The sequence below is a fragment of the Vibrio sp. La 4.2.2 genome (genome assembly GCF_027586995.1).
Lineage (GTDB): Bacteria > Pseudomonadota > Gammaproteobacteria > Enterobacterales > Vibrionaceae > Vibrio > Vibrio mediterranei.
Genome location: NZ_JAPPTJ010000010.1, coordinates 136,965 through 157,796 on the forward strand (window position 1 = coordinate 136,965; position 20,832 = coordinate 157,796).

Sequence of the window (20,832 nt, forward strand, 5' to 3'; positions counted from 1 at the left end):
GGGCCTAAAATTTGTACCTATTCGATAGCCTTAAAGACGTTGCCCAAGAATACCTAACAGAGCCTCAAATTGAGGCTCTGCGTCAATCTTATGTGGTAGCAAGAGATGCCCATGAAGGGCAGACCCGCTCTAGCGGTGAACCATACATCATCCACCCTGTTGCTGTAGCTCGTATCCTCGCGGAAATGCGTCTGGATATTGAAACGCTACAAGCGGCACTGCTGCATGATGTTATTGAAGATACGGAAGTCACCAAAGAAGAGCTAGAAGAACAATTTGGTACGACGGTGGCGGAACTCGTCGACGGCGTATCTAAGCTCGATAAGCTTAAATTCCGCGATCGTAAAGAAGCCCAAGCAGAGAACTTCCGTAAAATGGTTCTCGCTATGGTGCAGGACATTCGCGTTATTCTTATAAAGCTGAGTGACCGTACCCACAACATGCGCACGCTTGGGGCTCTTCGTCCTGACAAAAAGCGTCGCATTGCTCGTGAAACCCTTGAAATCTATGCGCCACTTGCGCACCGATTAGGTATTCACAACATCAAAACCGAGCTTGAAGAGCTTGGCTTTGAAGCGCTTTACCCAAACCGTTATCGCGTACTAAAAGAAGTCGTGAAATCGGCACGTGGTAATCGTAAAGAGATGATTCAGCGAATCCATAGCGAGATTGAAGGACGACTTAATGAAGTTGGCCTCAACGTTCGCGTATTGGGACGTGAGAAAAACCTCTTCTCTATCTACAACAAGATGAAAACCAAAGAGCAGCGATTCCATACCATCATGGATATCTATGCTTTCCGCGTCATCGTAGATACTGCAGACACTTGTTATCGAGTCCTTGGCCAAGTCCACAGCCTGTATAAGCCACGTCCTGGTCGCATGAAAGATTACATCGCGGTACCAAAAGCGAACGGCTATCAATCCTTGCACACCTCAATGGTGGGCCCTCATGGCGTTCCAGTAGAAGTACAAATTCGTACTGAAGACATGGACCAAATGGCGGACAAAGGTGTGGCAGCACACTGGGCATACAAGGGTAATGGCGACCGTACTGGCACCACTGCACAAATTAAAGCGCAGCGCTGGATGCAAAGCCTACTTGAACTACAACAAAGTGCTGGTAACTCCTTTGAGTTCATTGAAAACGTAAAATCGGATCTATTCCCAGACGAAATTTACGTGTTCACACCAAAAGGTCGTATTGTCGAACTGCCACTTGGCGCAACCGCCGTCGACTTTGCTTACGCCGTCCATACCGATGTCGGTAACACCTGTGTGGGTGCGCGAGTGGATCGTAATCCATACCCACTTAGCAAAGCACTGAAAAACGGCCAAACCGTCGAAATCATCAGCGCACCAGGTGCAAGACCTAATGCCGCATGGCTTAACTATGTGGTGACTTCACGTGCCCGCACTAAGATCCGTCAGGTTCTGAAGACAATGCGCCGTGAAGAATCTGTAGTATTAGGACGCCGCCTGCTGAACCATGCTCTAGGCCGTCACTCTGTTGATACGATCTACCCAGAAAACATCAACGAAGTGCTAACTGATCTCAAACTGGGCAGTATTGATGACCTGCTAGCCGCTATCGGCCTTGGTGAGTTGATGAGTATCGTTATTGCTCGTCGTCTACTTGGCGATACCGATGAACTGACGCAGACCAGTTCAGTACCAACGTCGGGTAAACGCTTACCGATCCGTGGTGCAGAAGGTATCTTGCTGACGTTCGCGAACTGCTGTCACCCTATTCCAGATGATCACATCATCGCACACGTTTCTCCGGGCCGCGGCTTGGTGGTACACAGAGAAACTTGTCCGAATGTTCGTGGTCACCAGAAAGAGCCTGATAAGTACATGGCGGTTGAATGGAGTGACGATTACGAGCAAGAGTTTACTGCTGAGCTAAAAGTTGACCTGCAGAATCACCAAGGTGCGCTCGCAGAGCTGACCAATGTGATTGCCAAGACTGGCTCTAATATTCACGGTATCTCTACAGAAGAACGCGATGGCCGTTTGTACACAGTCACTGTACTGCTAACGACTAAAGATCGTGTTCACTTAGCTGGTATTATGAAGCGCATTCGTGTGATGCCACATGCACTACGTGTTAGACGTCGTAAGAACTAACACAACTGCTTGATCTAATACGGGTTCGATAATTATCGAGCCCGTTTTATTTGGAACCTATTGATGAACTTAGAACGCTACACTCGTATCCAAGAAGTGCTTAAGGCACGCCAACCTGACCTGACTTTACTGCTAGAACAAGTCCATAAGCCCAATAATGTCTCAGCGGTCATTCGTACTGCCGATGCTGCTGGAGTGCATAAAGTTCATGCAGTTTGGCCGGATGAGAAAATGCGTACTTTAAGTCACACCTCCGCAGGCGCTAGAAACTGGGTTGAGGTTGAAACTCACGATACTGTAGCTGATGCCGTTCGCACGTTAAAATCGCAAGGTATGCAGGTACTAGCCACTAACCTTTCCGAAAACGCTGTCGACTTTCGTGATATCGACTACACCAAGCCAACCGCGATTATTCTTGGTGGCGAGAAGCACGGCATCACCCAAGATGCACTCACCGAAGCAGATCAGGACATCATTATTCCTATGGTAGGCATGGTGCAGTCCCTAAACGTCTCAGTCGCCAGCGCACTGATTTTGTTTGAAGCTCAAAGACAACGCCAGAATGCCGGCCTGTACGATCGCGATGTCAGTGCTCTGCCCGAAGAAACCATCCATCGAATCCTATTCGAACGCGGCCACCCCGTACTGGCGAAAGTTGCCAAGAAAAAACGCCTCCCTTATCCGCCACTCGATGACCAAGGCCAAATTTTAGCGACAGAAGAGTGGTGGCAGGAAATGCAGAAAAAATAGAACTGAGTATGCTTTAAGGCTGGTTTTATAGTTCCTTTGAAGCGCTTCGGCAATCACACACCAGACCTCGCTAAAAACTGTACAAAAAGACAGTAAAATGCTTGAATATCTGCATATGACATTTTAATGGATGGTAAATATGGCTCAGCTGTTATCGGCAATTTCTCTTTCTTCGCTTTCTGGCGTAGGAGCTAAAGTCGCTGAAAAACTGGCGAAAGTCGGCTTACACTCGGTTCAAGATTTACTGTTTCACTTACCTCACCGTTATGAAGATCGTACTCGTATCTATCCGATCGTTCGTTTGCACCCTGGTCTTTGGGGATCAGTGCAAGGGAAAGTCATGAGTAGTGATGTGGCTTTCGGGCGTCGCAAGATGTTGACGGTCAAAGTAAGCGATGGCAACGGTACTATTACACTACGCTTCTTCAATTTTACCGCAGCGATGAAGAACAACTTCTCTGAAGGTCGCCTTATTGTCGCTTATGGTGAAGTGAAGCGTGGCAACCATGGTCTTGAAATCATCCATCCAGAGTACAAATTTCAAACCGAAGGTAAAGCACCAAAGTTAGAGCAAACCTTAACCCCTGTTTACCCAACCACAGAAGGATTAAGGCAGCTCACACTGCGTAATCTCACTGACCAAGCTCTTGAGCTCATGGACAAAGCAGCTGTAGACGAATTGCTTCCAAGCGGTCTGTATAACCAACAAATTACCCTGGCCGAGGCGCTACACACGATCCATCGTCCACCACCAACGATTAATTTGGACGACTTTGATGAAGGTAAGCACCCTGCTCAGCAGCGACTGATTATTGAAGAGTTGATGGCGCAAAACCTTTCTATGCTAGCGGTGCGCAGTAAAGGTCAACAAGATACAGCCATTGGCTTAGCGCCTGTTGAAAAACTGAAGGATCAATTTCTTGAACAATTGCCTTTCTCCCCAACGGGTGCGCAATCACGAGTGGTGCAAGAAATCGAAACTGACCTTGCTAAACCTATTCCCATGATGCGCCTAGTTCAGGGTGATGTGGGGTCAGGTAAAACCTTGGTAGCTGCGCTCGCTGCTGTTCGTGCGATAGAACATGGCTATCAAGTGGCTATGATGGCACCGACCGAATTACTTGCAGAGCAGCATGCCATCAACTTTGCAGGTTGGTTTGAAGCCATGGGGATACAAGTTGGTTGGTTATCAGGAAAACAGAAAGGCAAGGCTAAGGAAGCAGAGTTAGCACGTATTGCCAGCGGTGAAGCTCAAATGGTCGTAGGGACACATGCCCTATTCCAAGAGTCGGTTGATTTTCACAACCTTGCGCTGGTTATTATTGATGAGCAACACCGTTTTGGTGTCCACCAGCGCTTAGAGCTGCGTGAAAAAGGTGCTAAACAAGGTTTCTACCCTCATCAGTTGATTATGACTGCCACGCCAATCCCAAGAACCTTAGCCATGACGGCATATGCCGACTTGGAGACCTCGGTAATCGACGAACTGCCACCAGGAAGAACCCCGATTCAAACCGTTGCCATTCCAGATACAAAACGCGACGACATCATTGAGCGTGTCAAAAATGCTTGCTTACACGAGGGCAAACAAGCGTATTGGGTTTGTACATTAATCGATGAATCAGAGGTATTAGAAGCACAAGCAGCAGCTGAGACCGCCGAAGATCTGCAACGTAAACTGCCTGATCTTAAAATCGGTTTAGTTCATGGTCGAATGAAACCGGCTGAAAAACAACAAGTGATGAAGCAGTTTAAAAATAACGAGCTGCACCTTCTGGTTGCAACCACCGTCATTGAGGTCGGTGTGGATGTCCCTAACTCCAGTTTAATGATCATCGAAAACCCAGAGCGCCTTGGTCTAGCTCAATTGCATCAGTTACGGGGCCGTGTTGGCCGTGGTAGCGTGGCAAGTCATTGTGTGCTGTTGTATCACTCTCCACTCTCTAAAACTGCTCAGAAGCGCTTAGGCGTACTGAGGGAAAGTAATGACGGCTTTGTTATTGCCCAAAAAGATCTAGAGATTCGTGGCCCAGGTGAGCTACTTGGCACCAAACAAACTGGACTGGCTGACTTTAAGATTGCCGATTTGGTGCGTGACCAAAGGCTGGTACCGGAAGTCCAACGAATTGCACGACATGTGCATGAGCAATATCCAGAGAATGCTAAGAAAATTATTGACCGTTGGTTAGGCGATAGAGAGTTTTATGCCAAGGCATAAGACGCCTACTCTTTCTTTATGACGGGGCTATTCAATGAAGGCACTATTCAATGAAATAGCGCCTTCATCACCTTGAGAAAGGGATCTTATTCAGCACGCCGCTTACGTAAAGTAAACCTTCTGCACAACCAATAAGTCCTCTACCTCAAACCATTCTTAGCTACAGGGAAACTCACTTGTGCCTTCAGTCCACCAGCGCTGCGATTCGAAATACTCACAGAGCCGTGATGCTGGCTAATAATCCGCTTCACAATCGCCAGTCCTAGACCTGTCCCTTCACTGCCTCGTGCGGTATCACCTCGCGTGAAAGGTTCGAATAGACGACCGATTTGGCTCTCTTCGATACCGGGACCATTATCTTCAATAGTGACCCAAGCCAGTTTGTTGTCCGCCGTCATACCTGTGGTTACTTTCACCCAGCCATTGCCGTAACGAACCGCATTAACCACCAAGTTGGTAATAGCACGTTTAATCGCAATTGGACTGCCTTCAATATCTTTGATAGTTGCCATTGGGGCATATTCTATCTGGATCTCATATCCGCCTTCCGATGAGACAATATCAGAAGAAATGTCATTCAGGCTCATCGGTTCAAATGACTGAGTATTAACCGGTTTTAGATAATCCATAAACTGGCCAATGATTTCATTACACTCTTCAGTGTCGCTGATGATGCCCTCTGCTAAGTAGCTATCTTCGGGCGACATCATTTCTGTCGCAAGGCGAATTCGCGTTAATGGGGTGCGAATATCATGGCTGATGCCCGCCATTAATAAGGTACGGTCTTGCTCAAGCTCTTGAATACCTTTTGCCATTTGATTAAAGGCACGCGTAACCGAGCGAATCTCAGACGCCCCCTTCTCAGGTAAAGGTGGCGGGATTTCCCCTTTACCCACCAAATTGGCTGCATTTTCGAGTGCGGTAAGTGGCCGGTTTTGCAAGCGAATGAATAGCCAACCACCCGCAATCACCAATAGCGCCATAATCAAACTGTTTCTAAACAGCGGCGCAAAGTCTTCTTCCTGCAACTCTGACAGCGGAATGCGTATCAACGAGTTGGGCAGTGCGTCTATCTTCATCCAAAGGATGTAGCTTTCAGCTCCCAGAATCAGCCTAACTTCAGTTTTTGAATCCAGCTCATCACTCATCTCCTCGCTCATCAGGTCGATAGGCATCGCATGGTTAAACTCGTTCGCCATCGCGCTGTCATCAGCATGAATAGTGACACCCAACTGCTCCAATACACGTCGGCGTAAAGGAGCATCCATTTCAAGCTGCTCATCAATCGCTTCATTGTCTTCCAAGAAAAACGATAGCTCATGCGCCAGTATCTTATTGAACTGCTGCAAACTAGGTACAAGAGCGTAGTTGTACACGGCGTAATAAGAAAAAACTTGGCTAGCAATCAAGAGTGTAAAAAACAGCAGAATGGATTGCGTGAAGGAGCTACGAAATCGCATAGGTTTTCCTTAGAGAGCGAAGATGAGAAGAATCTGAGGTAGATAATAAACAAAAGGCCCTGAATCCATCCAGAGCCTTATCGACATTTCTGATTATGCTTCTTTGCCGTCCGGCACAAACACATAACCTAGACCCCACACAGTTTGAATGTAGCGAGGTTTGCTTGGGTCGATTTCCAGCATACGACGCAGACGAGAAATCTGTACGTCGATAGAACGTTCCATTGCCGAGTACTCACGACCACGAGCCATGTTCATCAGCTTATCACGGGACATCGGCTCACGTGCGTTGGTCACCAAGGCTTTTAGTACTGCAAATTCACCAGATGTTAGAGGCATTGCCTCTTCACCACGGAACATTTCACGTGTACCAAGGTTCAAACGGAAATCACCGAACTCAACCACTGACTCTTCTTGGCTTGGCGCGCCAGGAGCTTCAATAGTTTGACGACGTAATACCGCTTTAATGCGAGCAAGTAGCTCACGAGGGTTAAATGGTTTCGGTAGATAGTCATCCGCACCGACCTCTAGGCCGACAATACGGTCAACTTCATCACCTTTGGCTGTCAGCATCAGAATCGGCAACATGTTGTTGGCGTTACGTAAACGACGACAAATCGACAGGCCATCTTCACCTGGTAGCATTAAATCCAATACCATAAGGTGAAAGTTTTCACGGGTTAACAGGCGGTCCATCTGCTCACTGTTAGCAACACTGCGTACTTGGAATCCTTGCTCTGATAAGTAACGCTCTAGTAATGCACGTAGACGTGCATCATCATCAACAACTAAAATCTTGTGATTTTCTTGCATATTCGATTCCACCACTAAAAAGCAATTTACCGACCCCTCCGTCAACAAAAAGTGTGTCAGAAGAGTATCTGCACTAAATGTAACATTTCATGGCCAATAATTGCGCAGAGAATTGTTAACGTTTATTAATTATGGCTCATATCAGACACATTCGTCACTGCTCTAAGTGATATAAGTGATGTATATCTAATGTTGCCTAATTTTACTTGCTGCAACTTCGTTAACCTGCACGCTAACTATTCAACGTCTACTAACCCTTTGTAACGTTTTAAAATATGCTTTTGTGCGCCCCACCAAGCCCATGTCATATAACCTAAGTAAACTATCACTAGTTTATCGAACTCAAGGAGAGATTATGACATTTGAAGCACAATCGGAGAGTCCGTTTTCACGCGATAACTTCGCACAAGCACTGAAGTATTGGCGCAATTTTAATGGCATGTCTCAATTGGAACTGGTTGAAGCGCTGAGCTTATCCCATCGAGCATTTCAAGGGATAAACCAGCCAATGCTCAGTAAGTGGGAGCATGGCAACGGACAGCCTTCATTGATGCGCCGAATCGGGGTCGCCACGTTTTTCCAGCAAAGTTACCATTATTCAGAAGATGAACGTCGCATCATTCAAGGGGTCGAAAAATATGATGACTTCTTTAGAGGGTTTGACACGCTCTACCCTTATACGATTGATACTTATGAAAGCTATCGTTGGGATAATCTGCCAGAGATCTATCGAGAGCAAATCGTCTACGCACAAGAGCACTATCGTTTTATCACGTTTCAAGAACTGATAGACGTCATGTCCATTCAAGAAATCAATGTGGTTCTTGCTAAGCACCGGGACGCAGTGGTTGGTCATATTGTGCATGGTAAGGATATTAACGGGCAGAACTGCCTACTTAGCTATGTGGCGCTTAATAAAGACTTGCATCGATTAGTGCATAACTACGCGTGTGAGCTGTTTGAAGGTAAAACCTTATTGATCACCGCGATCAAGCCTTACGCTAAAACTCTGATCTCGGATATCTATATTCCTGAAAAGTACCAAAGCGGACATATTACTGTGTATGAATGCCAAGTCGACACGCTAGCCGCCAATCCGTTTTTCGACCAAATTCACGATGAAGGGCGAATCCTAACGTTACTGAGCCATCATCAGAAGATTCAACGTAACCGCCGCTCAGCTCCCACACACAAAACGGACGAGTTAGCTCTGTCATAAATCACAGCACGCAATTTGAGCTCTCAAAGACATACCACTTTAGGAGCTCAAATCGCTCTATTTATTCAGAGTGCTGTTGGTAAGTGATGGAGTTAATAAACCACTCCTTATCTCCTTGAGGGGTCTTCACCACTACCTCATCATCCACTTGTTTTTTTAGCAGCGCCCTCGCCATAGGGGAATCAATCGATATATAACCTTTTGCATCGCCGTAAATCTCTTCGGGACCAACAATACGGAAATGCATGGTTTCACCTTCTTCATTTTCAATCTCCACCCAGGCACCGAAAAAGACCTTCCCTTCTTGTTGAGGTGAATAATCAACGATGGTGACCTCAGGTAAGAACTTGCGCAGAAAGCGAACACGGCGATCGATTTGGCGAAGCAAACGCTTATTGAAGGTATAGTCTGCGTTTTCAGAGCGATCACCTAAACTCGCCGCCCACGTCACTATCTTAGTGACTTCAGGACGTCGCTCGTTCCAGAGGTAATCATGTTCTTGTTTCAGTTTGTTGTAGCCTTCACGCGTGATCAATTTGGTCTTCATTTTGCTCTCTATTAATAGCAACTGCTGCTGAGAGATTATAACGAACTATTTGACTTTGTATGAACCCAAAATCCTCCCTCCTTGCACTCCAACGAATTGCTGAAATGATAGTAAACCGTCAAAACACCATTTTAAACTACCTAATTATCAACATGGTTACCCAATGATTTATATCGTTTTTATTTTTTATTAGGACTTATTCTTTTACTTACCCCCTTAACTAATACCAATAATGAATTCTCAACGCATCACTTTCGAACATTCACTGTTAAGGAAAACATCATGTTTAGAAATAAAGCCTCTTTTCTACCTCCACTTAAACTTACCAAAAGAGATCTTCAATTAGAGGATATGGAGCAATTAGGCGTACATTTTGTTCATGGCACTAATTCAAGCGCTTTAGAAGGGTTGGTGAAATTCCGAGCGTTACTATCGGCTGAAGAAATAGATTGTACCCCTTGGTTCCATCGAGCCGAAGGACTAAAATCTGGAGAAAGGGGGAATACATTAGACAACTTGTTTCGCAATCAACCCATAAGCCAAGGTGTTAGCCTAAATTATACTCGTAGGTACCACGAAAGCCTTAATCATTATGCCAAACGCGGTTTACTCGATGAGGACAACTATGAAGTGCTAATCGGTTTAGACTCATTTGTCCCACTGCGTGCTAAGTTTACCGCACATCCCGTTAGTATCAGCGGTATTAGCATAATGAGAATCTGCGCTATTTATGTTCCTGCACAATATGTATCAGACGTAAAAGAGATGTTCCAAACAATTCCCTTTTTAGTCACCAAAATACGAAGTTTTAGATAGTTGACCAATACTTTCGTGAAGATAAACCCCATAGAGTGCTGAAAATCTTACTTCGCTTAGCACTCTTTTTCGAAAGTCGTTGACCTCTTTCTATTTATCAACTTTAGAAGCATATTTCAAATAACTCCACCAACCAACAACTTATCTAATTGTTGCCCCCATATCAAACTGCAAACTAATACCAGGTTCTAATATCTAACTTTCAGTAGTTTCTCTCTCAAGTTTGTTTGTTTTAGTGCAATAGCCTCTACAACTGGTGAGAAGCTCAAGCTCAAGCTCAAGCTCAAGCTCAATATCAACAAGAATTAGTGCTGTATAAAAACACAATGAAAATTATAAGCCACTGATATGTATGACTTTTTATTTTTTATAATCATTTATTAGTTAACTGGGTTCCAAAAAAACAATAAATTTCGTCTCGAATCAGAACACACTGACATTCATATTTAACCCCACTCAAGCAACAAACTATTTAATTTGGAAAATAACTCATGACTTTTAACTTAACAAAACAAACTCTAGCTAGCAGCGTTGGCCTTGTATTAGCACTAAGCACATCATCAGCAATGGCAATCGATAACGATAAGGATGTGCATCCGGGACAAAAGGGCGAATATGACTTCTCATCTTATTATGGCGAACACAACAACATAAAAGATCGAAACGTGGAAAGCAAAGACCTTCAACTAAACATCACAGCAAATGTTAACTATGAAGGCGCCATTTGTTCATTTGATTTTGCTTCTGGTGCCGGGTTTGATGTTCAATTTGGCGATGTGACACTCAATAATGAGAAAGACAATACTCTTGATACTCGAGAAACGGGCTTACAATTAACTGGTAATGGCTGTGAAATGGCGTTTTTTAATATTGAAAATACATCAATGAATGGAAAAAGTGCAACAGAAGGAAAGTTTGCCTATCCCGTTCAAGATGCCTATTGGAAGGAAAATGATCAGACTTGGTATGCACTAGGGGACGATATTGGCGTATGGTTTACAACGGTTATCAAGAAAAAAGACTTCGAGATTACAGCATCTATTGATGGCAATAATAAAGTCCAGATCGAGAATGGCTATAAAATTGTAAAAGCAGGAGAAACATCAGAATGGCACCGACTTGCAGAATTTGCCAAAGATAATACTCTTACATTAACAACGATTATGAATATTGACCATAGGAAGTACGCTATGTGGAATCACACGGCAGATAAAGAAGTCAATAAAGTAATGTCTTTTACTGCAAAGATTCAATAATACTTATTTAATTCCTATCTTTGGAGTATTTATATACTCCAAAGATATAGAGATGTAAAAAATGAAAAAATATATATTTCTAATACTAATGCTACCAAGTATTTGCTATGCCATTGCCATTCCCGGAGCTAGGGTTGTTTATATTGAAGGGAGTAAATACTTTCAAGGTGAAATCGTTAATAACTCAGATTCTGCGACATTAGTACAGCTTTCTATATTAGATGACAGCTTTGATGAAGAGAAGCTGCCGATAATAACACCGAATATCATTCTATCGAAAGCAGATAGCCGCTCAGGGTTCAGAATCTATAATTTAGAGTCAGTAATGGACTCTAATGAGGTAGAAACATATCGAACTCTTAGTGCTGTCTCTATAAAAGAGCAGTCAGATACTCCATCTGATGTCATTGCTAGCATGGATATGCATTACAAGTTATTTATCAGGCCGAAATCCATTGCGACAGTAACCATGGCAGACGCAGTAAAGAAACTCGTTATTAACAAACAAGGTGATGATTTTACAGTAAGAAATGATTCTCCATTACACATCACGCTCATCTCTATTGAACAACGAAAAGAAGAGACGATGGTAGTACAAATGATTGCCCCTTATCAGGAGATTACATTTACTAAAAGTAGCAATTTTAACCCCAAACGTTCTTTTGAATTAAATTACATCGACGACATTGGATTACTTGCTAAAGATAAACGCTCGCTATAGAAATATTACCCATGTTACGCTCCCTAATTCTGTTCATTCTAACTGCTCCCTTACTATCTTTTGCGGGAGGCTTTGATCTTGCTCTCCTTAGTGGCATCTCTGAAGGAGCTTCCCTCGGTAGCTTGGTTAATCACATCCCTGATGGCAACTATGACTTTAAAATTACCGTCAATAAAAGGCGAACGTATTTTGAATCCATTCGCTTCTACACCAATGAGCAAGGAGAAAGCACGCCATGCTTCTCAGAACAGCAATTAAGTGAGTTCGGCATTAAACCGGATATCAACTTAACACAAGGCTCGTGTGTGCTAAGCAGCGAAATTGGCTTGGATATTGATTTTGGCAGTTTCGAAATAACCATGAACATCCCTTCCAGATTTTTGCTGTCAGAAAAGCAGTATGCTCTGGCTCATTATGATGATGGTGTCACAGCATTAATGTTACCGTATTCGGCTGGAATGACGACTAGGTTTGACGATAACTACAAAGCGTACGGTTCAGCAAGCCCTCAATTCAATGTGGGACGGTTTCGCTTCAAGAGTAGCCTCTCGGCTTCTCTGATGAATCAAAAGACGACAATGTCCAATGGATATCTCTATGGATATACCAATATTCCTTCACTGCGCAGCAAGTTCATGTTTGGTGAACTTAGTCAAAGCACAGCAGTCATGGGGTCGGTCGATATGCAAGGCGTTAGCTTGAGCAGTAATAGCCGTTTGTATCAATCAGGGCAAATGACGGACACTACGACCATTCGTGCCAATGCGGAAACGAATGCCGAAGTGCGTGTTTATCAAGACAACGAACTGATTCACACTGAATACGTGGCGGCCGGCGAATTTACTATTAACGATATGAACATTCGTTCCAATAGTGATTTCGTGGTCAGCATTAAAGAAGAAGATGGACGTGAAGCGGTTTTTTCAGTTCCTAGTCAATTGGTACTCAGTGTCCTAAAGCAAGGCACTAGCGAACATAGCTTATTTACAGGGCTACAACGAACCAACTCACACGCCTTTTTAGGAGGGGAGTTGATCTATGGCCTAACGGATACTCAATCTTTAACTACTGGGCTTTTTGTCGAACGCGACTATAGTAACCTATCTGTAGCTAGTACGATGAATTTCGACCTATTGGGTGGTGTTCGCTTTTCTGCTGCACATTCTACTTACCTACCGACGGGTCAGTCAGGGACTAAAATCAATTCAAGTTTAACCAAAAGCTTGCCATTCTGGTCACTAAATTTTCAGACCTCTCTGAGTCATTTTTTGGGAAATGGGTACCGAGATATCAATAGTAGCCATATTGCCGATACGGGTAGAAAAGGCTATCAGTTCTCTACATCAGCGGGTAGCGACCTGCCCTTTCAACTTGGAAGCGTCAGTCTGTTTCAGTCTCTGGGAGGATCAGACAAAGCACAATTCCAAAGCTTTGGCTTAGGGTACTCATTTGGTAATGAATACTATCGATACTCCGTTAGCGCGCTAAAGGCCTATTCTAAAGAGAGTAACCAGAATAACTTTGCCGTCGACAATCGACTCTCAATGAATTTTTCGATGCCGCTCAACTGGGGAAAATCGCGCGTAAGCCTATCTCGCTCACACAGCAGTGGTCGCCCTGCGAGTACCTCGTTGTCTAGTGGTATGAGGTTCGGCGACAGTAGCTCCGTATCAGGCTCTCTGCGTCTCGATGATAAGAAGGGCATTGTTGGGCATGGGTTGTCTTTATCAAGCAATAGTGAATATAACAATTATTCTCTGCAATACTCCAACTCTCAATCGGGCTCACAGGTTAGAGGCACCGTGAAAGGTGGCTTGGTCGTTGCGGAAAATACCGTGCTTCCCACTCGGCGTCTATCTGACACCAATATATTAGTCAGAGTTGACGATGTGGAAGGGTTAAAAATAAGAAATGCCGGTAAAACAAACGCGGATGGCTTTGCGCTCATCCCTTCAGCCTCTGCGTACAGTCAAAATCGAGTTTCAGTCGAATCCAAGTCGATTCCTGATGGAGTCTACCTTGACAATACCGTCGCAAATACGATTCCAAGTGAAGGCGCTCTCACCTTAGTCACTTATCACGTTAAAAAAGGGCGCGACACCATGCTTAAGCTGAGGCAAGAGGTTTCATTAGGAACTAAGCTTTATAGTAATGATGCCCCGATTAGTAGCTACTTTGACAGTGATGGCCGTGTATTTATTGCGGCATTTGACAAAAATGAGGAACACCTAAGTGTTCCTATGCTCAGCTGTGACGTAAACATTATTGAAGACAGCTATACCGATATGTCTGGCTTAGATTATTATGAAGCCGAGTGTCTGTCCCCAAGTAATAGAAGCTAAATCATGACACCAACCACAAATATAACCTTGAACCCGAATAATGGTCACCTGGCGGAAGACGGGCTTGCTATCGCCAAATTAAACAGCAGTGAGCGACTTATCCTAGAAGCTCTTTGCAATGCCCAAGGGCACCCATTAACCAAGCAACAGTTATTGGACGTTGGCTGGCCTGGCAAGATTGTTGTCGCTAATTCGCTCAATGTCGCCATCCGAAATATTCGGACAGCGTTGGATAAAGTTGGCTTAGTGATGTGCTTAGAAACCGTTCCAACTATTGGTTTTCGGTTAGACCCTAATGTCATTTTGATCACCAATGACGTGCCTTTTGTCAGCGTGAACGTAAGTTCAGCCAGCGCTAATGCTAATGACAATGACGCCAGCTCTTCTGAACTAGCCGCTCAGCCAGTCGAAGAATGCTCTTCACCCAACGACACAGTTGCGACACCAACTCGGTTTGAGTTAGTAAAAAAGGTGCCTTTAATGGCACTTTATGCCGCCTTGTTGTTTTGTGCTTTAGTGATTTTTTACGTGTCATCGATAAAGCCAAGTATGCACACCTATAAGCGTGGCAACACCACTTTAGTCGGCTCATTCTCTCTGCCAGATAACACGGTACACACCCTCTCTAAAGAGACGGAGGGTCATGTGGTGTATTTTCGGGATACTTCTGATGAAGATGGCATTATTCGCTTGGTCCCAATAGAACACTGAACCGAGATTTTAGCTTCGAATAGTAAGGAATACTGAATGCGCTCTACCAATGCTATGGCCAACCTGCGAACAATAGCGACATCAAAATGCTTCGTTGCTTTGCTGCTAATGGTTTCTGTTGTTTGGCTATTGTACCCCTTCGTTAATGGCTTGGGATGTAGCTATAGGTTTACTCATGATGGTGAGCTCAACTTGCAAAAAGGCAAATGCCGCTCGGGCGTGTTGTCTGTGTATATTGAAAATAAAGCCAGCGGGAGAGTCATTAATAAGACCATGCTTTGGGGTAAACGAGGTTCGGAGATTTACACGCTATTTATTAGTCAGAGAGAGGTAAAACCTGCAGTGGCCACCGATAATCAAGCACTTTATGCCGATACGTTTTATGATAATCAGCTGTTAATTGTTGGACTGTTGCTCAAGACAAAACAGCCTAATCAGTACATCTCTGTGTTTGATTACCCTTTTGATATCGGCTACGACATCACCTTGTTTGGCAAGACGAGTTTTTTTGATTAATACGAGAAGGTATTGAGTTTAGTTTGGTCGTTCTCAGGCGGGTCGTGGAAAACTTACCTGAGAACGTACTTTTCTATCCTGAAGGCGTACGCTAGATACTTACACCAATGTTACTGACTCCCTCTTCCTTAAGCTCAAGGCGAAGATCTTTAATCAGCTCTATATCACGCTCAGTGCAATCACGTAGTGGACGGAAAATAGCCCACTGAACATCCCATTCTTCACACACAGCTTCGTTTTCTTTTTGGTTCTCATTGGTGATTTCCACACCGGTTTCTGCTTGCTCAAGCTGAGCCACAGTCGCGACAGACTGTTGACTGATCTTAAGCGTTGATTCCAGTAAGTAATCACGATCGAGCAAACCATGCAGTAAAGTCGATAAGGCAAAACACGCATCAATCGCTGGATAGACGCCGTAGATATCAAAATCTTCTGAGTTCGGAATGACCTCTTCTAGCTTTTCTAGCTGCTTTTCGAAGTTGATTTTGGCGGTTTTCACCGTCAGCAGCTCCCATACAGCATCCAAAATATTGCGGTACACGCGCGCTTCAGCAAACTCGGTTTGCTCACAGAACATAGCGAAGTTGGGGTACATACGCTCGCACAAACAGGTCATAAAAGTGATATGCTGCCAAGGCTCAAATTTTTCGATACGTACCTGAATAGGGTTCTTTAACATGGTCGCTCTGCCGTAGTGAATATAGTCTGCGGAAGTGTAACCAAACGGATAGGGAATAGCCAGAAATGACGACGCAAAAGCATCGCTTAGCACTTGTGACGGACAACAATGAACACTACCTGCCACTGCTTGAAGCAAAACAACTGCCTGATTTGGAGATTATCTCTGAGTTGAGTAATGCCACTATTGTACTGGCAGCGCCGCCAAAGCTTGCTTCCGAACTCGATAGTGCTGAGCAGTTACAGTGGGTTCAATCTACCTATGCTGGCATTGATGCCTTACTTGGCGAATCTCTGCGTAAAGACTACAAACTCACTAACGTAAAAGGCATTTTTGGTCAGCAGATCAGTGAGTATGTGCTGGGTTACGCCATCAATTACTTCCGTCATTTCGATCTCTATAAACAACAGCAGCAAAAACGTGACTGGCAGCCACACAGCTATCAATCGCTGATTGGCAAACGTATGGTGATTTTTGGTACGGGTGCGATTGGTAGTCATCTGGCGAATTCCGTCAAGGTACTGGGTATTGTACCTATCGGTGTCAATCGCACCGGCATTCCTCCTCGCCAAAGTGCGTTTGCAGAAACTTTTCATATCAATGAAGCAGAAAAAGCGCTGGAGCAAGCGGATATTATCGTCAATACCTTGCCCAACACCCCGACGACAGATGGACTGTTCAATGAACAACTCTTTGCGGCCTGTCGTCATGCTTTGTTCTTCAATGTAGGTAGAGGCCAAACCGTTGATAGTAATGCCCTACTTAGTGCGCTGGATAAAGGTCACTTGGCCCATGCTTTCTTGGACGTATTTATCAACGAGCCTATTTCTCAAGAGTGCCCTTACTGGCACAACCCAAATGTCACCGTAACCCCACATATTGCTGCCATCAGCTTTCCTGAGCAAGTAGTCGAGATTTTTGCGGAGAACTATTTGCGCTGGCGTGATGGGTTTCAGTTGCAGAATTTGGTGGATTTTGAGCGTGGGTATTAAAGGGGGATGCTATAGCGTTATCAGGCATAACTCTCAAAAAAGTTGTCACTCCTGCGAAGGTAGGAGTCCTCTCAACGCACGCACTAAGCCTCAAATAGATTCCAGCCTTCGCTGGAATGACGTGAGTTGTGAATCAGTCATACTAAAGAACAGTCACACCACTCGCAGCTAGTGGAATGACGTATGCAGTAAGCCACCTGAGACAGATAAACTATTTCGTAGGGTATTCTTCGAACATCTTGTGCACCTGCTCTTGCACAAACACATCTCTATCTGCGGGCTCCATGGTTTCAGTCAATTGGCGCTGTGACACCGAGCGCCACACCACGTCGTTCGACTTGACATCAATAAGTTCAACGCTTAGTTTTCCGAACTTCTTCTCTTTCACTCGAGTTGGCGTTCTAACTCCTACTCCATAAGCACTGTTGTATCCACCTGACCCGATACCGAAACCAAAACTTGGCCCGTCCGCCAACAACTCTGTACCTTCTAGGATGTCATAATACACCAGCACATCGGCATCTTTATCCACCAGCGTCAGTCCTCGCAATGCCATTTCATTGTCGACCGCTTTTTTGATGCGGGCTCTATCAAGGCTAACAGGATCTGCACTGTTTTCTTGATATTGATAGGTTTTGAATGCTGAGAAGTTAGTACTTGAGTCGTAATCCGTCGCCACATCAGAGGCGCAACCAATGAGAAAGAGCAGCGAAGTAAGGAATGGGGTGACCACTTTAAACATAATCAGTCCTCTTAACGAGTGCCTCTGTTTAGCTTAGTCAAAAATAGAAAAAAAGCCGTCATCGACTTAAGATGACGGCTTTAAAAAACATTAACTTGATTTACTTGTGATACGGTTTAGATAACTCGTGCACCGCTTCTACAAATACACCTGCATTTTCAGGTGGCACATCTAGATGAATACCATGGCCTAAGTTGAAGACGTGACCAGTGCCACCATCACCGAAGCCTTCCAGAATGGTCGCAACTTCTTCACGAATGCGCTCTGGCTGAGCGTAAAGCATTGATGGGTCCATGTTACCTTGCAGTGCCACTTTGTCTCCGATACGCGCTTTAGCGTCCGCGATGTTAATCGTCCAATCTAGACCTACTGCGTCACAGCCTGTCGCTGCGATTTGTTCAAGCCACATACCGCCATTCTTAGTAAATAGCGTTACTGGAACGCGACGACCGTCGTTTTCACGTATAAGACCATCAACAATCTTGTGCATGTACTGAAGTGAGAACAAGTTGTAATCACGAGGTGTCAATACACCGCCCCATGTATCAAATACCATAACCGATTGGGCACCCGCTTTAATTTGCGCATTAAGGTACTCAATAACACTGTCCGCTAACTTATCCAGTAGTGCGTGCAGAATTTGTGGCTCTGCGTACATCATCTTTTTGATCTTAGTGAAGGCTTTCGAACTGCCCCCTTCAACCATGTATGTCGCCAGCGTCCAAGGGCTGCCCGAGAAACCGATAAGTGGTACATCGCCATTCAAGTCTTTACGAATTTGACGTACTGCATTCATGACATATTGCAGCTCGCCTTCTGGATCAGGTAAACCAATTTTGTCGACGTCTGCTTTGCAAGTAATAGGACGTTCAAACTTAGGACCTTCACCCGCTTCAAAGTGTAAACCTAAGCCCATCGCATCTGGAATAGTCAGGATGTCAGAAAACAGAATGGCAGCGTCGAGTGGGAAACGACGAAGCGGCTGTAGCGTCACTTCAGATGCTAACTCGGCGTTCTTACACAAAGACATAAAGTCACCAGCCACAGCACGTGTTTCGCGATACTCAGGCAGGTAACGTCCTGCTTGGCGCATCATCCATACTGGTGTGTAATCTACAGGTTGCTTTAACAACGCTCGAAGATAGCGATCGTTCTTTAATTCCGTCATTCTTTTTTCTCCAATTCGAAAGGCGTTAGTTTAACGCTAATCGTTGACCGTGTGCAGCCATAGATAACAATTCTTTTACCAAAATTTGAGGGCTATCCGGTCTTATGCTTGAACGCTCAAAAAAGAGTCACTTTGCAAGCCAGATCATATTATTAATGACCAATCTAATAGCGAATTTGCAACCCATTAATAGGAATGTTAAAAGTTTGTTTGCTAGCGAAAATTACAATAATACAACTGAGTATCGCACTCAGCATCTCATAACGACATCTTACTTACCCCCTCCGCTTGCGGAGGGTTTTTTTTATCCTACTTAACTTGCTCTGCCGTGGCATTGATCAATGCTCGAGCAATGGTCCCTTCTGGTGCCACTAGAGGCAGTGCATTGGTTTCAAACCACTGCGCATCTTTCAGCTCGGAGAAATCTGGTTTAATTTCACCACTCTCATAATCAGCCAAAAACGCCATCATCATGCTTGATGGAAACGCCCAGGGTTGGCTGCCGAAATAGCGAATGTTCCCCACCTTAATGCCCGTTTCCTCTTCCACTTCGCGTGCGACACATGTTTCTAGGGTTTCGCCCACTTCTAAAAACCCAGCAATCACGGTATACATGCCGCCTGCATGGCGATTATGCTGAGCTAATAGAATCTGCGACCCTTTGCGGACGGCCACAATAATGCATGGGAAAATTCGTGGATAATGTAGCGTTCGGCAATCTTGGCATTGCATAGCCAGTTGATTGTGATTGAGATGATTTCGTCCACCACATTGAGGGCAAAATCGCATCGACTGACTCATGTAGCCATATTGGATAGCTTTGGATAACTGGTAGAAAAGCGCCTCTGGTAAATGCAGTAACTCACGTAAAGAAGTAAGTGGTCGCTCACCGTCTAGGTCTGCATCATTGAGCCACATTACCGGTGTACCTTCAAACTCTCCAACCTGAATAGCCTGCGCCGCTGGGAGTTGAAATTGCTCCGCCGAACCTTGCGGCACCTCACCGTCTACAAGCCATAGTTCGTTCCCTGACACCACACACCAATAAGCTTGATGAATGTGGTTTTCACTTTTTTTTAACATCATGAATCCTCATTGCTTGCAGTTCGACCATTTTACTGGCAATCTAAATTCATACCAGCTAGAAAAACGAAATTCTAATTCTGGTACCATGAGAAACGACTTCTCAGTAACTCTTTGTCATTACAAAGCTAGAGACTGCCTATTGCGGTCCCGATCATGAGGACATGGTCATGTTAAATAAATTCAAACAAGTACAAGAACAATGGGGTGGCTCCAGCGAAGTCATCGACCACTGGCTAGAAACTCGCCAAGCGCTTATCGTCGAATACTGTAAGCTTGGTTCTCTACAACCTTCTCAAGCTCAATCCAACGTCGTCGAACTGCCTTCTCCTAAAGACATCGGTTCCTTTTGCGACCATCTTGTCGACTATATCTCTGAAGGTCATTTTAAGATCTACGATATGGTCATGGATAAGTGGAAAGCGACTGGCTTCAAGACCAACGATGAGATTGATGCCGCTTACGCCAAGATTGTCCTGACCACTGACCCACTGCTTGAATTCAACGATAAGTACAAGAAAGTGGATGATGAGATGCCTAGTTTCGAACAGGATATGTCAAAAGTTGGGGAGATCTTAGAGTTACGCTTTGCGGTAGAAGATAAGCTGATCCAACTGATTGCTGATAGTTTAGCGATTCCGCCAGGGGCATAGAGGACGCTGTTGTAAGC

The 20,832-nt window shown here is 44.7% G+C and carries 19 protein-coding genes; 12 read left to right on the plus strand and 7 right to left on the minus strand.

What is annotated here, in order from left to right; all coding sequences use genetic code 11:
* Positions 1 to 11 precede the first annotated feature (11 nt).
* The 3 genes from spoT (at position 12) to recG (ending at position 5,097) form a co-directional block, all read left to right on the plus strand.
* The gene (gene spoT / locus OH456_RS20630; RefSeq protein WP_006071270.1) at positions 12 to 2,129 is read left to right on the plus strand and encodes a bifunctional GTP diphosphokinase/guanosine-3',5'-bis pyrophosphate 3'-pyrophosphohydrolase; all 2,118 of its coding nucleotides are present in this window, start codon (positions 12 to 14) and stop codon (positions 2,127 to 2,129) included.
* Positions 2,130 to 2,192: 63 nt separating this feature from the next.
* Positions 2,193 to 2,879 (plus strand): tRNA (guanosine(18)-2'-O)-methyltransferase TrmH, encoded by a 687-nt coding sequence (gene trmH, locus OH456_RS20635; RefSeq protein ID WP_270034165.1) that lies wholly within the window; start codon positions 2,193 to 2,195, stop codon positions 2,877 to 2,879.
* Between the two features lie 139 nt (positions 2,880 to 3,018).
* Positions 3,019 to 5,097: an ATP-dependent DNA helicase RecG gene (recG, locus tag OH456_RS20640; RefSeq protein WP_270034166.1), complete on the plus strand. Its 2,079-nt coding sequence runs from the start codon at positions 3,019 to 3,021 to the stop codon at positions 5,095 to 5,097.
* 140 nt (positions 5,098 to 5,237) lie between these two features.
* Here the strand turns inward: recG and envZ are convergent, their stop codons facing one another.
* Both envZ and ompR read right to left on the minus strand, forming a co-directional pair.
* Entirely contained in the window at positions 5,238 to 6,557 is a 1,320-nt protein-coding gene (gene envZ / locus OH456_RS20645) for a two-component system sensor histidine kinase EnvZ (protein ID WP_006071275.1), read from the minus strand.
* A gap of 93 nt (positions 6,558 to 6,650) precedes the next feature.
* Positions 6,651 to 7,370 (minus strand): osmolarity response regulator transcription factor OmpR, encoded by a 720-nt coding sequence (ompR, locus tag OH456_RS20650; RefSeq protein WP_006071277.1) that lies wholly within the window; start codon positions 7,368 to 7,370, stop codon positions 6,651 to 6,653.
* 355 nt (positions 7,371 to 7,725) lie between these two features.
* On the opposite strand from ompR, the gene OH456_RS20655 reads away from it, so the two are divergent.
* Positions 7,726 to 8,589, plus strand: a complete 864-nt coding sequence (locus OH456_RS20655; RefSeq protein WP_006071279.1) for a helix-turn-helix domain-containing protein — start codon at positions 7,726 to 7,728, stop codon at positions 8,587 to 8,589.
* A 61-nt stretch (positions 8,590 to 8,650) separates the two neighbouring features.
* On the opposite strand, the gene greB is transcribed toward OH456_RS20655, so the two are convergent.
* Positions 8,651 to 9,136 carry a transcription elongation factor GreB gene (greB, locus tag OH456_RS20660; protein ID WP_006071280.1) on the minus strand — a complete coding sequence of 162 codons (486 nt, stop codon included), beginning with the start codon at positions 9,134 to 9,136 and terminating at the stop codon, positions 8,651 to 8,653.
* Positions 9,137 to 9,418: 282 nt separating this feature from the next.
* On the opposite strand from greB, the gene OH456_RS20665 reads away from it, so the two are divergent.
* The 6 genes from OH456_RS20665 to OH456_RS20690 all read left to right on the plus strand — a co-directional run bounded on the left by OH456_RS20665 (position 9,419) and on the right by OH456_RS20690 (position 15,498).
* Positions 9,419 to 9,952: a hypothetical protein gene (locus tag OH456_RS20665; protein WP_240207256.1), complete on the plus strand. Its 534-nt coding sequence runs from the start codon at positions 9,419 to 9,421 to the stop codon at positions 9,950 to 9,952.
* 491 nt (positions 9,953 to 10,443) lie between these two features.
* Positions 10,444 to 11,208, plus strand: a complete 765-nt coding sequence (locus OH456_RS20670; RefSeq protein ID WP_270034167.1) for a hypothetical protein — start codon at positions 10,444 to 10,446, stop codon at positions 11,206 to 11,208.
* Between the two features lie 61 nt (positions 11,209 to 11,269).
* Entirely contained in the window at positions 11,270 to 11,929 is a 660-nt protein-coding gene (locus OH456_RS20675) for a fimbrial biogenesis chaperone (protein WP_107307270.1), read from the plus strand.
* Positions 11,930 to 11,940: 11 nt separating this feature from the next.
* Positions 11,941 to 14,271: a fimbria/pilus outer membrane usher protein gene (locus OH456_RS20680; RefSeq protein ID WP_270034168.1), complete on the plus strand. Its 2,331-nt coding sequence runs from the start codon at positions 11,941 to 11,943 to the stop codon at positions 14,269 to 14,271.
* A 3-nt stretch (positions 14,272 to 14,274) separates the two neighbouring features.
* Positions 14,275 to 14,982 carry a winged helix-turn-helix domain-containing protein gene (locus OH456_RS20685; RefSeq protein WP_270034169.1) on the plus strand — a complete coding sequence of 236 codons (708 nt, stop codon included), beginning with the start codon at positions 14,275 to 14,277 and terminating at the stop codon, positions 14,980 to 14,982.
* A gap of 36 nt (positions 14,983 to 15,018) precedes the next feature.
* Positions 15,019 to 15,498, plus strand: coding sequence for a hypothetical protein (locus tag OH456_RS20690; RefSeq protein ID WP_270034170.1), 480 nt, complete (start codon positions 15,019 to 15,021; stop codon positions 15,496 to 15,498).
* 91 nt (positions 15,499 to 15,589) lie between these two features.
* Here the strand turns inward: OH456_RS20690 and OH456_RS20695 are convergent, their stop codons facing one another.
* The gene (locus OH456_RS20695) at positions 15,590 to 16,177 is read right to left on the minus strand and encodes a YjaG family protein (RefSeq protein ID WP_006071293.1); all 588 of its coding nucleotides are present in this window, start codon (positions 16,175 to 16,177) and stop codon (positions 15,590 to 15,592) included.
* Between the two features lie 65 nt (positions 16,178 to 16,242).
* On the opposite strand from OH456_RS20695, the gene OH456_RS20700 reads away from it, so the two are divergent.
* Positions 16,243 to 17,169, plus strand: coding sequence for a D-2-hydroxyacid dehydrogenase (locus OH456_RS20700; protein ID WP_006071296.1), 927 nt, complete (start codon positions 16,243 to 16,245; stop codon positions 17,167 to 17,169).
* Between the two features lie 211 nt (positions 17,170 to 17,380).
* Here the strand turns inward: OH456_RS20700 and OH456_RS20705 are convergent, their stop codons facing one another.
* The 3 genes from OH456_RS20705 to nudC all read right to left on the minus strand — a co-directional run bounded on the left by OH456_RS20705 (position 17,381) and on the right by nudC (position 20,162).
* The gene (locus tag OH456_RS20705; RefSeq protein WP_270034172.1) at positions 17,381 to 17,911 is read right to left on the minus strand and encodes a DUF4136 domain-containing protein; all 531 of its coding nucleotides are present in this window, start codon (positions 17,909 to 17,911) and stop codon (positions 17,381 to 17,383) included.
* Between the two features lie 100 nt (positions 17,912 to 18,011).
* Positions 18,012 to 19,079 (minus strand): uroporphyrinogen decarboxylase, encoded by a 1,068-nt coding sequence (hemE, locus tag OH456_RS20710; protein WP_006071299.1) that lies wholly within the window; start codon positions 19,077 to 19,079, stop codon positions 18,012 to 18,014.
* Positions 19,080 to 19,388: 309 nt separating this feature from the next.
* The gene (nudC, locus tag OH456_RS20715; RefSeq protein ID WP_124941201.1) at positions 19,389 to 20,162 is read right to left on the minus strand and encodes an NAD(+) diphosphatase; all 774 of its coding nucleotides are present in this window, start codon (positions 20,160 to 20,162) and stop codon (positions 19,389 to 19,391) included.
* A gap of 164 nt (positions 20,163 to 20,326) precedes the next feature.
* Here nudC and OH456_RS20720 point away from each other — a divergent pair, with 164 nt between their 5' ends.
* The gene (locus OH456_RS20720; protein ID WP_031493852.1) at positions 20,327 to 20,815 is read left to right on the plus strand and encodes an Rsd/AlgQ family anti-sigma factor; all 489 of its coding nucleotides are present in this window, start codon (positions 20,327 to 20,329) and stop codon (positions 20,813 to 20,815) included.
* The last annotated feature ends 17 nt before the right edge of the window (positions 20,816 to 20,832 follow it).

Bases quoted from the DNA above. Each gene is read 5' to 3' on its own strand.
- trmH (WP_270034165.1), top strand. From the start codon at position 2,193: ATGAACTTAGAACGCTACACTCGTATCCAAGAAGTGCTTAAGGCACGC.
- recG (WP_270034166.1), top strand. From the start codon at position 3,019: ATGGCTCAGCTGTTATCGGCAATTTCTCTTTCTTCGCTTTCTGGCGTA.
- envZ (WP_006071275.1), bottom strand. From the start codon at position 6,557: ATGCGATTTCGTAGCTCCTTCACGCAATCCATTCTGCTGTTTTTTACA.
- ompR (WP_006071277.1), bottom strand. From the start codon at position 7,370: ATGCAAGAAAATCACAAGATTTTAGTTGTTGATGATGATGCACGTCTA.
- OH456_RS20655 (WP_006071279.1), top strand. From the start codon at position 7,726: ATGACATTTGAAGCACAATCGGAGAGTCCGTTTTCACGCGATAACTTC.
- greB (WP_006071280.1), bottom strand. From the start codon at position 9,136: ATGAAGACCAAATTGATCACGCGTGAAGGCTACAACAAACTGAAACAA.
- OH456_RS20665 (WP_240207256.1), top strand. From the start codon at position 9,419: ATGTTTAGAAATAAAGCCTCTTTTCTACCTCCACTTAAACTTACCAAA.
- OH456_RS20670 (WP_270034167.1), top strand. From the start codon at position 10,444: ATGACTTTTAACTTAACAAAACAAACTCTAGCTAGCAGCGTTGGCCTT.
- OH456_RS20675 (WP_107307270.1), top strand. From the start codon at position 11,270: ATGAAAAAATATATATTTCTAATACTAATGCTACCAAGTATTTGCTAT.
- OH456_RS20680 (WP_270034168.1), top strand. From the start codon at position 11,941: ATGTTACGCTCCCTAATTCTGTTCATTCTAACTGCTCCCTTACTATCT.
- OH456_RS20685 (WP_270034169.1), top strand. From the start codon at position 14,275: ATGACACCAACCACAAATATAACCTTGAACCCGAATAATGGTCACCTG.
- OH456_RS20690 (WP_270034170.1), top strand. From the start codon at position 15,019: ATGCGCTCTACCAATGCTATGGCCAACCTGCGAACAATAGCGACATCA.
- OH456_RS20695 (WP_006071293.1), bottom strand. From the start codon at position 16,177: ATGTTAAAGAACCCTATTCAGGTACGTATCGAAAAATTTGAGCCTTGG.
- OH456_RS20700 (WP_006071296.1), top strand. From the start codon at position 16,243: ATGACGACGCAAAAGCATCGCTTAGCACTTGTGACGGACAACAATGAA.
- OH456_RS20705 (WP_270034172.1), bottom strand. From the start codon at position 17,911: ATGTTTAAAGTGGTCACCCCATTCCTTACTTCGCTGCTCTTTCTCATT.
- hemE (WP_006071299.1), bottom strand. From the start codon at position 19,079: ATGACGGAATTAAAGAACGATCGCTATCTTCGAGCGTTGTTAAAGCAA.
- nudC (WP_124941201.1), bottom strand. From the start codon at position 20,162: ATGTTAAAAAAAAGTGAAAACCACATTCATCAAGCTTATTGGTGTGTG.
- OH456_RS20720 (WP_031493852.1), top strand. From the start codon at position 20,327: ATGGTCATGTTAAATAAATTCAAACAAGTACAAGAACAATGGGGTGGC.